This is a genomic window from Shinella zoogloeoides (genome assembly GCF_033705735.1).
In the GTDB taxonomy this organism is placed as follows: Bacteria; Pseudomonadota; Alphaproteobacteria; order Rhizobiales; family Rhizobiaceae; genus Shinella; species Shinella zoogloeoides_A.
In genome coordinates this window covers 2,176,705-2,192,620 of record NZ_CP131130.1, presented here as the reverse complement: position 1 = coordinate 2,192,620, position 15,916 = coordinate 2,176,705, and the positions used below count along the sequence as shown (strand labels likewise).

The following is a 15,916-nucleotide window of genomic DNA, read 5'->3' as shown; positions in this document are numbered from 1 at the left end:
CATAGGTTTGCCCGGGATGAAATGAAAGGCCGCCCCTTGGGGCGGCCTTTCTGGTAGGGGATCAGGCGGTCTGCATGGCGCCGGGGCCGGGGATGGCTTTTTCCGGGACCTTGCCGAGGATGATCATGCCGAGCACCTCGTCCTTGGTGACGTCCTCGGTGCGGGCGTGGCCGACCACCTGGCCGTTCTTCATCACCGAGACGCGGTCGGCGAGGTCGAAGACGTCGTGGATGTCGTGGCTGATCAGGAAGATGCCGATGCCTTCCTTCTTGAGCTGCTTGATCAGTTCGCCGACCTGCGCCGTCTCCTGGGGGCCGAGCGCGGCGGTCGGCTCGTCCATGATGAGGATGCGGGCGTTGAAGAGGATGGCCCTTGCGATCGCCACCGACTGGCGCTGGCCGCCGGAAAGTGCCTTTACCGGCTCCTTGAAGCGCTGGAAGTTAGGGTTGAGGCGGCCCATCACCTCGCGGGTCTTGGCCTCCATCGCCACGTCGTCGAGCGTGCCCCAGGGGGTGCGCAGCTCGCGGCCGAGATAGAGGTTGGCGGCGGCGTCGACATTGTCGGCGACGGCCAGCGTCTGGTAGATCGTCTCGATGCCGTATTTCTTGGCGTCGCGCGGGTTGGCGATGTCGGCGGGCTCGCCGTTGATCAGGATCTCGCCGCTGTCGCGCCTGTAGGCGCCGGAGAGGATCTTGATCAGCGTCGACTTGCCGGCGCCGTTATGGCCGAGCAGGGCGACGACCTCGCCGGGATAGAGATCGACCGAAGCGTTGTCCACGGCATGGATGCCGCCGAAGGAGATGGAGATGTTCTTCATCTCCACGAGGGGCGTACGGGTGTCCGTCATTGGGTGGGCTCCTCTTACTTGGCGCGGGCGCGGTAGATCGTGTCGAGCCAGACGGCGACCACGAGGACCACACCGACAACGATGCGCTGGAACGGGGTGTCGATGCCGACCAGCACCATGCCCGATTGCAGCGATTGCATGACGAGAGCGCCGAGCATGGCGCCCGCGATGGTGCCCATGCCGCCGCCGAGCGAGGTGCCGCCGATGACGGCGGCCGCGATGGTGTAAAGTTCGTCGAGCTCGCCCTGCGCATTGGTCGCGGCATTGAGGCGGGCGGTCGAGATGGCGGCGGCGATGGCGCAGAGCATGCCCATCAGCGCGAAGATCTTGACCGTGACCCAGCGCGTCTTGATGCCGGCGAGCTCGGCGGCTTCCTGGTTGCCGCCGATGGCGAAGACGTAGCGGCCGAAGCGCAGGCGCGTCGAGATGAAGGTCATGACGATGCCGACGACGATGGCGATCAGCACGGGAATGGCGATGCCGTGCGGAATGAAGAGGCCGCCGTCCGGCCAGGCGATGCCGTTGGCATCGGCATATCTGCGGGCGATGGCGACGGGCCAGGGATAGCTGTTGACGACCCCGACGGCGCCGAGCACCAGCGCGCAGCCGATGGCGACGAGGAAACATTCGGCCCACATGGGGCGCAGCGGAAAGCCGAAGCGCTTTCGCTGCTTGCGGGAATTGGCGATCGTCGCGACGATGGCGACGCAGGCGAGGGCGCCGACGATCCAGCTTGCCGTCGCGCCGATCGAGCCCTCGGTGCCGCCGCCCATCAGGCGGAAGGTGGCGTCCATCGGGGCGACGGTGCGCCCGCTCGTGACGAACCAGGTGGCGCCGCGCCAGACGAGCAGGCCGCCAAGCGTGACGATGAAGGACGGCACGTTCATGAAGGCGATGATCGAGCCTTGCAGCGCGCCGATGGCGGCGCCGAGGAGAAGGCCGGCGAGCAGCGTGACGATCCAGGTGGCCGGATGGTTGAAGCCGAGAAGCTGTGGCAACAGCTCGGCCTGCAGCACGCCCATGATCATGCCGACGAAGCCGAGGATCGAGCCGACGGAAAGGTCGATGTTGCGCGTGACGATGACCAGCACCATGCCGGTCGCCATCACCGCGACGGAGGCGGTCTGGACGGAGAGGTTCCAGAGGTTTCGCGGCGTCAGGAAGAGGCCGCCGGACAGGAAGTTGAAGCCGATCCAGATGATCAGCAGCGCGCCGACCATGCCGAGCAGGCGCGTGTCGATCTCGGTCGCGCGGAAGAAGCGCTTTACCGGATTCTCGCTCGCCGAGCGCGCACGGTTGGCATGTGCGGTATTCGTGATGTCGGCCATGGTCTTGCCGTCCCCCTCACTTCTGTTGAACGTTCGTTTCGGGCGCGCAGTTCGGGTGCTGCTTCTTGAAAGGATGGATCCGCGTCATCCTCCGCCCGCTGCCCATCTTGCGCAAGCGCCGCAACGGTGTCGTTGCGGCGCCTGGCGATGGTCAGGTCGTTACCGGATGATCGGGCTCAGTCGCAGGCCGCGACCGAACCGGCCTTCACGCCCTGGCAGGCCGCGTCCTTGGAGATCCAGCCGGCGTCGATGACGACGTTCAGGTTGTCCTTGGTGACGGGCAGGGGAGCGAGGAAGACGGACTTCATCTCGACGCCCTTCGGGCCGCCGTTGAAGGTGGTGACGCCTTCGATCTCGTCCATGGTCTTGCCGCCGGCGAGCTCGGCCGCGATTTCCGCGGCGCGCTTGCCGAGTTCACGCGAGTCCTTCCAGACCGAGACGGTCTGCGTGCCGAGCGCGACGCGGTTGAGCGCAGCGTGGTCGGCGTCCTGGCCGGAGACCGGAACGGAGCCGGCAAGGCCCTGGGCCGCGAGCGCCGCGATCGCGCCGCCGGCGGTGCCGTCGTTCGAGGCGACGACCGCGTCGACCTTGTTGTCGTTCGCCGTCAGGAACTGCTCCATGTTCTTCTGGGCGTTCTCCGGCTTCCAGCCGTCGGTATAGGCTTCGCCGACATTCTTGATCTTGCCGGCGTCGATCGCTTCCTTCAGCACTTCCTGCTGGCCAGCGAAGAGGAAGTCGGCGTTCGGGTCGGCGGAGTTGCCCTTGATGAAGACATAGTTGCCTTCCGGCTTCACCTTGAACACTTCGCGGGCCTGCATGCGGCCGACTTCCTTGTTGTCGAAGGTGATGTAGAAGGCGGCCGGATTTTCGATCAGGCGGTCGTAGCCGACGACCGGGATGCCTTCTGCCGCGGCCTTCTCGATGGCCGGGCCGATGGCGTCGGAATCCTGCGCCAGGACGATGATGGCGTTGGCGCCCTGTGCGATCAGCGATTCGATGTCGGTGAGCTGCTTGGCGGCGGACGACTGGGCGTCAGCGGAAATGTACTTGTCGCCGGAAGCCTCGAGCGCTGTCTTGATGGCGGCTTCGTCGGTTTTCCAGCGCTCTTCCTGGAAGTTGGACCAGGAGACGCCGACGACGAGGTCCTTGGCGTGAACGGCGGAATGCATGGAAACGATGATGGCAGCCCCTGCCATCAGCTTCAAAACGGATTTCATCTTATCTCCTCCCAAGTGAACACCGGCCGCCTGGACGAATCCCGTCCTTTCAACGACCGGCCACGATAACACTGTCTCGATAACCCCTCCCGACACGCCGGGACTTTTTTCTCGACAGTCGAGAAAATAAATGTCAGATGTTTCGAAGGCTGTCAACAAGGCTTTGACGGCTCTTGAACGGCGGCGTGACAGGTGCTTTGGAGGGGCATGTGTTGCATCTCATGAAAGCGGGCGGAAACAGGCGATGCTGGTGAAGTCGAGCACGGAGCTTGTGCGTCAGCAGAACAGCGCGCTCGTGCTCGCCTCGCTGCGCCGGCATGGACCGCTCGCCCATACCGACATTTCCCAGCATACCGGCCTTGCCTCGGCGACCGTCTCGGCTATCACGGCTGAGCTTGAAAAGGCCGATGTGCTGGAGCGGCGCGAGCAGCAGGCGACCGCAATGCGCGGGCGGCCCCGCGTCATCTTCGGCCAGCGGCGCGCGGCCGGCTATCTCATCGCAGTGCGCATTTCCTCCGACATCGTGCAATATTCGCTGGCGGACTATGGCGGCACGCTGATCGACCGGTTCGAGGAAGCGCGCAACCATGCGGACAGCTCGACGGAGCCCTTTGCGGCAGCCTTCGTGGCGGCGCTGGAGAAGCTTGCGAGCCGGTCGCGGATCGCGCGGGAAGACGTGCTCGTCGTTTCGATCAGCAGCAAGGGGCTCGTCGACCCGGCGCTTGCGCGGCTCGTCTGGTCGCCGATCTTCGGTTCGCGGCAGGTGGATTTCGCCGCGCTGCTCCAGCCGCACTGGCGGGCGAAGATCCTGCTCAGCAACGAGACGCTGCTCGTCGCGCATGCCATGGCGCTGCGCATGGAGCGGGCCGGCATGGAAAACCTGCAAGCGGTCGCCGCGCTGTCGCTCGGCCACAGTATCGGCCTCGGCATCGCGCGGTTCGACCGCTCCGGCGAGTTGTCGGTAACCGCGCCGAATTTCGGGCACATGCTGAATTCGTCGGACGGCAAGCTGTGCCGCTGCGGTTCGCAGGGGTGCATCGAGGCTTCAGCCGGCTTCTACGGCATCCTGCGCACGGCCTTCGAGGTGCCGCCGGATACGATTCCCGCCAAGTTCGTGCCGCTGGCCGAGATGGACAAGATCGCGCTTCGGGCCCGGCAGGGGCATCGCATGTCGGAATATGCCTTCCGCCAGGCCGGCCTTGCGCTGGGGCAGGGGCTGTCGCGCATGGTCAGCCTCCACGAGAGCATGCCCATCGCCATCACCGGCCCCGGCACGCGCTATTTCGATCTCATGCGGCGCGGTCTCGAGGAGGGGCTGGCGCAGTCGCAGCAGGTCCGCCTCTTCGGCGCGCCGCCGATCACCGTCGTGCCGGAGGAGGCGACGCTGGTGCTGGAGGGGCATCTCGACCGGGCATTGGCGGAGATGGACCATGACATCATCGCGGCGCGGACCGTCGGTGAGTAATGGTGTGTAAGCCTACTTTCTCTGTTTGAGGGGCGGGGCTCGCCGAAGGGCGAGCCCATTTTCTACCAAAGATCTCATGCCGCCTGCTGAGAGGGCGTGTCGTGTGCTTTTAGATGTTCAATGACTTTTTCCACGAATAGCCGGCGGACGGTTGCGGGGAAAATTTGATCGCGCCCATCCGTAATCTCTCCCCAGACATCAGGGAAAGAAAACCCATCCATTGCTCTAAGGAGGGCCTCGCCAGCGTCGCGCCGAGAGCTTTCATGCAAGGCTTCACAAAGTCCTTCAATGATCGTTGCTCTTACAAATCCTGCGTTGCCGTCTGCGGTTTCAGTGATGCACTGAAGTGCAGTGATCAAGGTTTCTCGACCGTATTCGCACAAGCAACGACTTAACGCGCGAACAGCTAGCGTTTGCCCTACTTTCATTTTTGCGAGAATGAGATTGCGCCGTGAAATTTCTACGCCTGCTGCAGAGCATGCTTCCGCAAGTTCTTGAGCCTCTTTATTCCCAGCAGTAAGCTTAGCGTGAAACAATTGCTGTGGGGTGGTTTTGGTGATGTTTCCATTTACTGCAGCATATGCAGCCGCTTGCTGTGCTCGGTCTGCCTGAACAACTTGGCATGGCACTTTCTCAATGCCGCGAAGCATCGCAGCGGTTGTGCGATGCTGGCCATCTACGATTGCATATAAGCCACCCTCTACTGGGGCGACGATCACCGGTGCAAACTTGGATCAGTCGAAGTGTTCGGCAATGTGTTGAATGTTGGCGCGACCACGGCGCCCGATCTCTCTTTGATAGGTATCATCTACGACGAACTCGTCTGTAGATATCCAAAGCAATTGAGGCACAGGGCCGGGCAAAAATTGTGATTGAGGTGCACTGACTTGATTGGAATCGAGTTTTTGAAACATCTGCCGTCTTCCTCCAGCGCAGGATTGCACGCCTGAATTTGGAGGCAAAGTTTAATAACCACGTGACACCTTCGCCTGCGAGACGTTGAGCATCTTGAGGCCGTATTTGTGGATAGCATATGAGCTTGGAGAATAGCGTTTTGAGGTAGAGGACGAAAACCTCCGCCTATTTGGTTGCTCGCGCTATCGCTTCAAATCGGCTCAGTGGAGCTAATCTCAGCGTAACAAAAAAGGCCGGGCGCTTTTTCTGCCCGGCCAGTTGCTTGGGAGTCGTCTTCCGTCAGCCGACGGCGATCTGGCGCTTTTCTTCCACCGACTTCACGGCCGCATCGGCCAGCGCGAGGGCGGCGAGGCCGTCGGCGCCGGAGGGCGAGATGGCGGCGCCCTTCTCGATGGCGGCGATGAAGGCCGCGATCTCGTTGGCATAGGCTTCGGTGTAGCGGGTCATGAAGAAATCGTGCAGCGGCGGGCGGGTGTAGCCGTCGCCGTTGGCGATCTCGATGGAGACCGGGCGCTGGTTCTCGGCGGAGACGACGCCCTTGGAGCCGTGCACCTCGATGCGCTGGTCGTAGCCGTAGGTGGCGCGGCGGGAGTTCGAGATGATCGCCTGCCTGCCGGACTTCGTCTGCAGGATGACGGAGACGCTGTCATAATCGCCGGCCTTGCCGATTTCCGGATCGACCAGCACGGCGGCCGTCGCCGAGACCGAGGCGACCTCTTCGCCCAGCAGGAAGCGGGCCATGTCGAAGTCGTGGATCGTCATGTCGCGGAAGATGCCGCCGGAGCGCTTGATATAGTCGACCGGCGGGGCGCCGGGGTCGCGCGAGGTGATCGTCACCATCTCGACGTCGCCGATCTTGCCGTCGTCGATGGCCTTGCGGACGGCCATGAAATGCGGGTCGAAGCGGCGGTTGAAGCCGACCATCAGCTTGCCCTTGGTCTCGTCCACGACCTTCATGCAGGCGCGGACGCGGTCGACGTCGAGGTCGATGGGCTTTTCGCAGAAGATGGCCTTGCCGGCGCGGGAGAAGCGCTCGATGAGATCGGCATGGGTGTCGGTCGGCGTGCAGATCACGACGGCGTCGATGTCCTTGGCGGCTTCGATCGCCTCGATGGTGCGGACCTCGCAGCCATACTGCTTGGCGATGGCATCGGCGGCGGCGGGAAAGGCATCGGCGACGGCGACGAGCACGGCATCGGGATTGCCGGTCACGGCCTTGGCGTGGACCTTGCCGATGCGGCCGGCGCCGAGAAGACCAAATCTCACAGTCATCTTCATTCTCTCTGGTATACTGCCGGCAGCGCCGGCGGGGAGGGACGGGGCGATGCGCTCGCCCCGCGAAGGCGCCGCGGCCGGGGCCGCGGAGATTGGAATCAGACCTTGCGCTTCTTCTGGCGGTAGACGTCGACGACGACGGCGGCCACGATGATCACGCCCTTGACGATCTCCTGGTAGAAAGCATCGACGCGCAGGAAGGTAAAGCCCGATGTCATGACGCCGAGGATGACGGTGCCGATGACCGTGCCGGTGATGCGGCCGACGCCGCCGGCAAGCGAGGTGCCGCCGATGACGGTCGCGGCGATGGCGTCGAGTTCGTACATCACGCCCATGCCGGCCTGCGCGGTCTGGGCTCTCGCCGCGGTGACGACGCCGGCAAGACCGGCAAGCGCCCCGGCGATGGCATAGACCTTCACCAGATGGGATTCGACGTTGATACCGGAGACGCGGGCGGCCTGCACGTTCGCGCCGATGGCATAGGTGAACTTGCCGTAGCGGGTGTAGCGCAGCGCGATGTGGAAGATCACCGCGACGACGAGGAAGATCACGACGGGCCAGATGCCGGTGCCGATGAAGTTGAACTGCTCGGTGAGGCCGGAGACCGGCTGGCCCTTGGTGTACCACTTGGAAATGCCGCGGGCGGACACCATCATGCCGAGTGTGGCGATGAAGGGCGGGATCTTGGTCTTGGCGATGAGCTGGCCGTTGACGATGCCGGCCAGCAGGCCGACGCCGATGCCGACGGCAACCGGCACGATGACCGGAAGGTCGGTCAGCGAGGGATAGAGCGCGCGCGGCCATGTCGAGGCCTGGGCGAGCGAGGCGGTGAACATCGCCGTCATGCCGACCACCGAGCCGGACGACAGGTCGATGCCCCCGGTGATGATGACCTGCGTCACCCCGACGGCGATGATGCCGATGACCGAGACCTGCAGGATGATGATCGTCAGGCGCTGCGAGTTCATCAGGAAGCTCTGGCCGACGAAGATCCAGCCGAGGATCTCGTAGACCAGCGCGATGCCGACGAGGACGAGAAAGATGTTGAGTTCCGGCGGCAGCCGGCGGGCAGATTTCTGCGCGGCGACCTGGGCCTGCGCTGCGGAATTCGTGCTCATGATTACCTCCCTTGCGGCCGCTCGGCGGCCCTGAACTTACTGGCCGGGTTCACTGGGCCGCCAGTTCCATCACCCTGACCTGCGTCGCCTCGGCGCGGTCGAGGATGCCGGTGACGCGGCCCTCGTGCATGACCATGACGCGGTCGCTCATGCCGAGCACTTCCGGCATTTCCGACGAGATCATGATGACGGCGACGCCGTCGCGGGCGAGCTCCGTGACGAAGCGGTGGATTTCCGCCTTCGCGCCGACATCGATGCCGCGCGTCGGCTCGTCGAGGATGAGGATGCGCGGATTGGTGAGCAGCCAGCGGCCGATCAGCACCTTCTGCTGGTTGCCGCCCGAAAGGTTCTCGATCCGCTCGGAAAGGTTCGGCGTCTTGACGCGCAGCTTCCGGCTCATCTCCTCGCAGACCTTGCTCAGCGCGCCCTCCTGGACGAAGCCGTTCTTGACGAACTTGTCCTGCAGGACGGCGATCTGCATGTTTTCCAGGATATCGAGGATCAGGAGACAGCCGGTGTCCTTGCGGTCCTCCGTCAGGAACGCCATGCGATGCTTGATCGCCGTGTTCGGGCTGTCGATCGCGACTTCCTTGCCGTTGATCGAGATCGTGCCGGAGGTGGCGGGCGTCACGCCGAAGATCGTCTCTGCGACATTCGAGCGGCCCGAGCCGACGAGGCCGGCGAGGCCGAGGATCTCACCGGCGCGCACGTCGAAGGAAACGTCGTGGAAGACGCCCTTGAGGGTGAGGTTCTTCACCGACAGGACGACGTCGCCGATCGGCACTTCCTCCTTCGGGAACATCTGGGTGATCTCGCGGCCGACCATCATGCGGATGATGTCGTCGCGCGTCACGTCGGTCGAGGCGTGGGTGCCGATATACTTGCCGTCGCGGAACACCGAGAATTCGTCGGCGATCTCGAACAGCTCGTTCATCTTGTGGGTGATGTAGACGATGCCGATGCCCTGCGAGCGCAGGTCCCGGATGATGGTGAAGAGATGCTCCACCTCGCGCTCCGTCAGGGCCGAAGTCGGCTCGTCCATGATGAGGACGTCGCTCTCGTAGGAGACGGCTTTGGCGATCTCGACCATCTGGCGGTTGGCGACGGAAAGGTCGCGGACCTGCGTTTCCGGGTCCATCGCGATGTTGAGACGCTTGAAGAGGGCGGCCGTCTTGCGATTCATCTCGCCGTGGTCGACGAAGCCGAAGCGGTTCTTCGGCTCGCGGCGGATCCAGATGTTTTCCGCGACCGTCATGAAGGGCATCAGGTTCAGTTCCTGATGGATCATGGCGATGCCATTCTCCAGCGCGTCGAGCGGCGATGCGAGCCGGATCTTCTGGCCCTTCAGCAGCACCTCGCCCTGATCGGGCGTGTAGATGCCGGCGAGGATCTTCATCAGGGTGGATTTGCCGGCGCCGTTCTCGCCCATCAGGGCATGCACGGTGCCGCGCTTCAGCTTGAACTGGACGTCGTCGAGCGCGACGACGCCGGGGAATTCCTTGCGGATGCCTTCCGCGGACAGAAGATATTCCGCATTCGGAATGGCGCCGCTTGCACGAACCGCGGCCATGGTGGTCGGGCTGACCATCGTGTTCCTCCCTCCCGGAGCATCTGAAACGGGTCGGACGCGCGCACGCAGGCGTGCGCGCGTCCCTGGATCAATCTGGCAGTTTTATCGTTTGCCGGCGAGCCGGTCAGTTCTTCGCCTGGAAGTCGGCGATGTTCGCCGGGGTCACCAGCTGGAAGGGGATATAGACCTTGGTATCCACCTTCTCGCCCTTGGCGAGCTTCAGCGCGGCGTCGACCGAGCCCTTGCCCTGGCCGGCGGCATCCTGGAACACGGTGGCGTCGAGGTCGCCGGCAGCCATGGCGGCGAGCGCGTCCTGCGTGGCGTCGACACCGGCGACAACGACGCTGTCCATCGAGCGGCCGGCGGCCTTCAGGGCCTGGATCGCGCCGATGGCCATTTCGTCATTGTTGGAGATGACGGCATCGAATTCCACGCCGGCGGAGAGCCAGTTGGTCATCAGGTCCGAGCCCTGCGTGCGCGACCAGTTGGCGGTCTGCTCCTCGACGATCTCGAGGCCCTTGCATTCGTCGGTGGCGATGACGTCCTTGACGTCCTGCGTGCGCATGCGGGCGGCCTGGTTGGAAAGCTCGCCCATCATGACGACGACCTTGCCCTTGCCGTTCAGCAGGCGGCAGACTTCCTTGGTTTCCAGCGTGCCGGATTCCTGCTCGTTGGAGGCGACGAAGGCCTGCTTTTCCGGCAGTTCGTTGATGTTGGCCGGCTCGCGGTTGACGTAGACCAGCGGAATGCCGGCATCGGCGGCAGCCTTGGAGAGCGCGGCGGTCGCGTCGGTATCGACCGGGTTCACGATGATGGCGCTGACGCCCGAGGCGATGAAGTTCTGGACCTGGCTCTGCTGCTTGGCGACGTCGTTCTGGGCGTCCTCGATCTGCAGCTCGACGCCGTCGAGCGTCTTGGCATAGTCGGACATGCCGTTGCGCAGGACGGTCAGGAAGTTGTCGTCGAACAGCGCCATGGAAACGCCGATCGTTTCGGCATGGGCGGCCGTGGACATCATGACGGCGAGCGCCGAACCAAGAATGAATTTTTTCATGTTGTTCTCCTCCTCAACATGGTGTCCGGCGGCACCACAGATCAACCGGATGACCGCCCTTGCGGGACGGCCCGCCCCCTGCTCCTCCCGGGATGCAAAAGGCCAAAACAGAATAAACAAACCGCGAATTCCGTATTGCGGAATGTTTATTCCATTTTCTGCCCGAGACGTCAAGCCCGTTCCATTTCTGCGATAGGGCAAGCTCCGAGGCCTGGGGAAAAATGCCGGCGGCGGGGCCGCCGGCATGAGGCTTTTCAGATATTTGCTCTGAGGAACGCGACGCTTTCGGCAACGGCGGCCTTCGGGTCCGCGACGTCGTGGACCGAAGGCGAGAAGGGCTCGAAGGAGAGCGGCCCGGCATAGCCGGCGGCCAGCAGGGCCTTGATCTGGCCGGCATTGTCGAGGCGATCCTTCGGGCCGACGAGGACGCGGTGGCCGTCGCGCATGTCGGAAACGGAGACCGCCGGGTCCTCGACACCGGAAATGTGCACAAGGCCGGTGAGGCCGGCGAAGAGATCGGGCTCGCCGGCAAGGTGGTGGTGGAACGTGTCGTGCACCAGGCGGAACGTCGCTTCGCCGCCGACGGCGCGGATCGCCTCGGCCGCCTCGCGCTTGGAGCGCAGCGAGCAGACCTCGAAGCCGAGCGGCTCGACGAGGCCGGTGATGCCGGCGGCGTCGAGCAGGGGCTTCAGGGCCGTCAAAGCGGTGCGCAGGTTCTCCTGCCGCTCGCCGTCGACCTGGCCGGTGCCGTCGTTCTTCGGCACGAGCACCAGCGCGCGGGCGCCGCAGGCGCTGGCATAGTCGATGAGGTCCTTCGCCTCGGCGGCGCGGGCGGGCGTCCACTCGTTGAAGCGCTGGAGCGCGTTGATCGAGATGATCGTGACGCCGTGGCGCTCGGCGAGCGCCTTCACCTCGGCCGGCGTCGTGCCGTCGAGGATGGCGTTGCCGTCGAGGTCGTTGCGAATCTCCACCGCCTTCATGCCGAGGGAGACGGCAAGGGCGAAGAAGGCGTCCAGCTTGAGGCCGGGGGCCGTCATGTGGTTGAGGGCGAAATCAAGGGGCGGCATGGAATGGGTGTCCTCCGGTCTTCGAGGTCGCCGACAGGGCGGCCTCGCATGCACGCATGAGGATCGGGACGCACTTGACGGGCGTCAAAGCCCAAGACGCGGCCGGCGCCTTCATCGCTGAGAGATTTGGCCAAGGGCGTGATGGAAAACCATCATCCCGGCTCAGATATTTTCCGGCAGGAGGATGTCGAAGGGCAGGAAGGTCTGACCCGGAACAGCATTGCCGCCTTTCTCGATGGCGGTGACCATCAGCGAGACGAGTTCGCGGCAGAGGGCCGGCAGCGGGGTATTGATCGCCATGGTGACGACGTCGTCGGCAAGGCCGGCCTTCGATTCGGGCGTCAGCTCGTTGACGATGAGCTGGATCCGTCCGGCGTAACCTTCCTCGCGGATCGCCGAGATCGCCCCCTCCATGCCGCCGCCGGCGACATAGAGGCCGACGAGGTCGGGATGCTGGGCAAGGAGGTTCGCCGTCGCCTCGTGGGTGATCTCGCTGGTGTCGAGATTGACCAGCGTGTCCAGCACCTCGAAATCCTGGCCCTTCTCGCGGAAGAAGGAGCGGAAGCCCATTTCGCGCAGCTCGTGGCCGTGGAAGCGGTGGCTGCCGACGAAGATCGCCACCTTGCCCGGCCGTTTCGCGCCCTTGGCGATCATCCAGGCCGCCGTGCGCCCGACCTTCATGTTGTTGAGGCCGATATAGCCCTGCCGCACGTCCATGGCGAAGTCGGAAAGGAGACAGAACAGCGGAAGGCCGCGGTCTTTCAGTTCCTCCACCATGGCGGTCGTCGCCGGATAGTCCGGCGCGACGACGGCGAGCGCCTGGTTGCGCGCGGAAAGCTGGCGCAGCATCTCCGTCATCGCCGCCGGGGTCTGCGCGTTGATGAAGTCGACCTGCGGGACGATGCGGGCGGTCGTGCAGGCATTGCAGGCGATTTCGATCTCGCGGGCGAAATTCTGGTAGAAGGCCTGGCTCGGGCGCTGCAGGCTGAAGCCGAGCCGATATTGCGGCAGGTCCTCGAAGACGCGCTGCCGGATGAGGCCGATGGCATGGTAGCCGATCGCATTGGCCGCCTCGTAGACCCGGCGCGCCGTCTCCTCGCGGACCTTGTGGCGGCCGTTCAGCACCCGGTCGACCGTCGCGACGCTGACGCCGGCGGCCCGGGCGAGATCCGAGATGGTGGGTCTCGATGCCATTTTCCCCTCCCTGAAATCTTTCCATCAAGGACGAATGATAGCGGATGATGGAATTTGATGCATTCTATCATGGCAGGATTGAGAGACGCAAGGAGCGGCGCTATCGTTTGGTCACTGGACGAGGCGTGGAGCGGAAACGCCCCCTCAAGGAGGAGACGAGCGATGAAGCCGACGAAGCGGGACTACAGCCTTCTTGGCCGCGATGCCGAGGCCGCCGTTGCCAACGGTCTGGCCGCGGCCGAATGGTACCACACCGAAATCCCCCGCAAGGAGATGAAGGCGCTGATGCAGCGCAGCGACGCCCCGGCGATCCGCGACACCGCGATCTGGCTCGGCTGTCTCGCCGTGTCCGGCGGGCTCGGCGCGTGGTTCTGGGGAACCTGGGCCTGCGTGCCGTTCTTCCTCGTCTATGGCGTGCTCTACGGCTCGGCCTCGGACAGCCGCTGGCACGAATGCGGCCACGGCACGGCCTTCAAGACGATGTGGATGAACAATGCGGTCTACCAGATCGCCTGCTTCATGATCATGCGCAATCCGGTGACCTGGCGCTGGAGCCATACGCGCCACCATACGGATACGGTGATCGTCGGCCGCGATCCGGAAATCGCCGTCATGCGCCCGCCGGATCTTGCGCGCCTCGTGCTGAACTTCTTCGGCCTTCTCGATGCCTGGCATGCCGTCATCGACATGCTGCGCAATGCGACAGGCAGGATGAGCGCCGCGGAAAAGACCTTCATTCCCGAATCCGAGCAGCCGAAGGCGATCCGCATCGCCCGCATCTGGCTTGCCATCTATGTCGCCACCATTGCCGCCTGCTTTGCCTTCGGCTCGATTCTCCCGGCCATGCTGATCGGCCTGCCGCGGCTCTACGGCGCCTGGCACCATGTGCTGACGGGCCTGCTGCAGCACGGCGGCCTTGCCGACAATGTCATCGACCACCGGCTGAACAGCCGCACGGTCTACATGAATCCGGTCAGCCGCTTCATCTACTGGAACATGAACTACCATGTGGAGCACCACATGTTCCCGATGGTGCCCTACCATGCGCTGCCGAGGCTGCACGCCATGATCAGGCACGACCTGCCGGAACCGAACCCGTCGATGTGGCACGGCTACAGGGAGATGATCCCGGCCTTCCTGCGCCAGCTTCGCAACGAGGACTACTTCCTGAAGCGCGAATTGCCGCCGACGGCGCGGCCCTACAAGGAAGAATTCCACGCGGAACCCGCCATCGCGGCCGCCGAATAACCAACAGTTACTGGAGGAGAGACCATGAGCGACACCTGGATCGAGGTCTGCGCGGCGGACGAGATCGACGAGGAGGATGTCATCCGCTTCGACCATGCGGGCCGGACCTTCGCGATCTATCGCAGCCCGGAAGACACCTATCACGCGACGGACGGGCTCTGCACGCACGAGAAGATCCACCTCGCCGACGGCCTCGTGATGGACCACGTCATCGAATGTCCCAAGCACAACGGCCGCTTCAATTACAAGAGCGGCGAGGCGCTGGGCGCGCCGGTCTGCATCGACCTCAAGACCTATCCGGTCAAGGTCGAGGGCGGCACCGTCTTTATAGGTCTCTAGCAGCGGTTCTGCGTCCGGAATTGCGTAAAAACAAAGAGATAGAGGATGTCGCCATGATGAGTTTCGTCATCGTCGGTGCCGGCGAATGCGGCGCACGCGCGGCCTTCGCGCTGCGCGAAAAGGGCTTCGACGGCGCGATCACCCTGATCGGCAGCGAAACCCATCTGCCTTATGAGCGCCCGCCGCTCTCCAAGGAGGCGCTGGTCGCGGGCGCCGGCCCGAAGCTCGTCGCGCAGGCGGAGCGCTATGTGGAGGCCGGCATCGACCTTCTGCTCGGCCGCACGGTGTCCGAGATCGACCGCGCCGCAAGGCATGTCGTGCTGGGGGACGGCACCGTCGTTGCCTATGACAGGCTGCTGCTTGCCACCGGCGCGCGCCCGCGCGCCCTGCCGGGCACGAACCACGGCGGCCGCATCGCGGCGCTGCGCAGCCATGACGATGCGGCCCGCATCCGCGCGCATCTGGTGGAGGGCAGCCACGTCGCCATTCTCGGCGGCGGCTTCATCGGGCTGGAACTTGCCGCGAGCGCCCGCAAGCTCGGCGCCTTGGTCACGTTGGTCGAGGGCCTGCCGCGCGTGCTGACGCGGGGCGTGCCGTCCGAGATCGCCGAGATCGTCGCCAACCGGCACATGGCCGAAGGCGTGGACATCCTCTGCGGCGCGAAGGTCGCGGGGATCGAGGACCTGCCGGGCGAGGTGCGCATTGCGCTGGAGGATGGCCGCGTCGTTTCGGCAAGCCTCCTCGTCGTCGGCATCGGCGCGGTGCCGAACACGGAACTGGCGGAGGCCGCCGGCCTTGCTGTCGACAACGGCATTGCCGTCGACGGCCATCTGCGCACCTCCGATCCCCACATCTTCGCGGCCGGGGACTGCACGTCTTATCCGCTCCCCCTTTATGGCGACCGCCGTATCCGCCTCGAATCCTGGCGCAACGCGCAGGAGCAGGGCCAGCTTGCCGCGGCCAACATGCTGGGCGGCGAGGACGTTCATTCGGCCGTGCCGTGGTTCTGGTCGGACCAGTACGACATGACGCTCCAGATCGCCGGCCTTGCCGACGGGACGGTGACGACGGTGCGGCGCGAGATGGGTGAGGGGGCCTTCATCCTGTTCCATCTCGACGGCGAGGGCCGGCTGATCGCCGCGAGCGGCATCGGGCCGGGCAATGCGGTCGCCCGCGACATCCGCCTTGCGGAAATGCTGATCGCCGCCCGCATCCATCCCGACCCGGCGGAGCTCGCCGCGCCGGAAACCAAGCTCAAGAAACTGCTCGCCGCCTGAGG

Annotated in this window: 15 protein-coding genes; 4 read left to right on the top strand and 11 right to left on the bottom strand. The window is 64.5% G+C overall.

The features are described from left to right. Positions 1–61: 61 nt before the first annotated feature. From ShzoTeo12_RS11020 to xylF, 3 genes are all read right to left on the bottom strand, one after another. Complete coding sequence (locus ShzoTeo12_RS11020; protein WP_160787496.1) at positions 62–847, bottom strand: ATP-binding cassette domain-containing protein; 786 nt, start codon at positions 845–847, stop codon at positions 62–64. 14 nt (positions 848–861) lie between these two features. Next, complete coding sequence (locus ShzoTeo12_RS11015) at positions 862–2,175, bottom strand: sugar ABC transporter permease (protein ID WP_119256900.1); 1,314 nt, start codon at positions 2,173–2,175, stop codon at positions 862–864. Positions 2,176–2,351: 176 nt separating this feature from the next. Beyond that, a complete protein-coding gene (xylF, locus tag ShzoTeo12_RS11010) occupies positions 2,352–3,392 on the bottom strand; it encodes a D-xylose ABC transporter substrate-binding protein (protein WP_318909719.1) in 1,041 nt (346 codons plus the stop codon). Between the two features lie 244 nt (positions 3,393–3,636). Between xylF and ShzoTeo12_RS11005 the strand changes: the two genes are divergently transcribed. After that, positions 3,637–4,857 carry an ROK family transcriptional regulator gene (locus tag ShzoTeo12_RS11005; RefSeq protein WP_318909718.1) on the top strand — a complete coding sequence of 407 codons (1,221 nt, stop codon included), beginning with the start codon at positions 3,637–3,639 and terminating at the stop codon, positions 4,855–4,857. Between the two features lie 74 nt (positions 4,858–4,931). On the opposite strand, the gene ShzoTeo12_RS11000 is transcribed toward ShzoTeo12_RS11005, so the two are convergent. The 8 genes from ShzoTeo12_RS11000 to ShzoTeo12_RS10965 all read right to left on the bottom strand — a co-directional run bounded on the left by ShzoTeo12_RS11000 (position 4,932) and on the right by ShzoTeo12_RS10965 (position 13,050). Further along, positions 4,932–5,576, bottom strand: a complete 645-nt coding sequence (locus ShzoTeo12_RS11000) for a DUF6551 family protein (protein WP_318909717.1) — start codon at positions 5,574–5,576, stop codon at positions 4,932–4,934. A 15-nt stretch (positions 5,577–5,591) separates the two neighbouring features. After that, positions 5,592–5,771: a hypothetical protein gene (locus ShzoTeo12_RS10995; RefSeq protein WP_318909716.1), complete on the bottom strand. Its 180-nt coding sequence runs from the start codon at positions 5,769–5,771 to the stop codon at positions 5,592–5,594. A gap of 280 nt (positions 5,772–6,051) precedes the next feature. Next, positions 6,052–7,044, bottom strand: coding sequence for an inositol 2-dehydrogenase (iolG, locus tag ShzoTeo12_RS10990; RefSeq protein ID WP_318909715.1), 993 nt, complete (start codon positions 7,042–7,044; stop codon positions 6,052–6,054). A 101-nt stretch (positions 7,045–7,145) separates the two neighbouring features. Further along, on the bottom strand, positions 7,146–8,165 hold the full coding sequence (locus ShzoTeo12_RS10985; RefSeq protein ID WP_119256903.1) for an ABC transporter permease: 1,020 nt from the start codon (positions 8,163–8,165) through the stop codon (positions 7,146–7,148). 49 nt (positions 8,166–8,214) lie between these two features. Continuing rightward, on the bottom strand, positions 8,215–9,753 hold the full coding sequence (locus tag ShzoTeo12_RS10980; RefSeq protein WP_318909714.1) for a sugar ABC transporter ATP-binding protein: 1,539 nt from the start codon (positions 9,751–9,753) through the stop codon (positions 8,215–8,217). Between the two features lie 106 nt (positions 9,754–9,859). Then, the gene (locus ShzoTeo12_RS10975) at positions 9,860–10,789 is read right to left on the bottom strand and encodes a sugar ABC transporter substrate-binding protein (RefSeq protein ID WP_119256905.1); all 930 of its coding nucleotides are present in this window, start codon (positions 10,787–10,789) and stop codon (positions 9,860–9,862) included. A 254-nt stretch (positions 10,790–11,043) separates the two neighbouring features. Next, entirely contained in the window at positions 11,044–11,856 is an 813-nt protein-coding gene (locus tag ShzoTeo12_RS10970) for a TIM barrel protein (protein ID WP_318909713.1), read from the bottom strand. Between the two features lie 162 nt (positions 11,857–12,018). Then, positions 12,019–13,050 (bottom strand): LacI family DNA-binding transcriptional regulator, encoded by a 1,032-nt coding sequence (locus tag ShzoTeo12_RS10965; RefSeq protein WP_234186604.1) that lies wholly within the window; start codon positions 13,048–13,050, stop codon positions 12,019–12,021. Between the two features lie 162 nt (positions 13,051–13,212). Here ShzoTeo12_RS10965 and ShzoTeo12_RS10960 point away from each other — a divergent pair, with 162 nt between their 5' ends. The 3 genes from ShzoTeo12_RS10960 to ShzoTeo12_RS10950 are packed head-to-tail and all read left to right on the top strand — an operon-like array spanning position 13,213 to position 15,914. Further along, positions 13,213–14,298, top strand: coding sequence for a fatty acid desaturase family protein (locus ShzoTeo12_RS10960; RefSeq protein WP_318909712.1), 1,086 nt, complete (start codon positions 13,213–13,215; stop codon positions 14,296–14,298). A gap of 24 nt (positions 14,299–14,322) precedes the next feature. Continuing rightward, a complete protein-coding gene (locus ShzoTeo12_RS10955; RefSeq protein WP_119256909.1) occupies positions 14,323–14,637 on the top strand; it encodes a MocE family 2Fe-2S type ferredoxin in 315 nt (104 codons plus the stop codon). A 53-nt stretch (positions 14,638–14,690) separates the two neighbouring features. After that, positions 14,691–15,914 carry an NAD(P)/FAD-dependent oxidoreductase gene (locus tag ShzoTeo12_RS10950; protein ID WP_318909711.1) on the top strand — a complete coding sequence of 408 codons (1,224 nt, stop codon included), beginning with the start codon at positions 14,691–14,693 and terminating at the stop codon, positions 15,912–15,914. Positions 15,915–15,916: the final 2 nt, after the last annotated feature.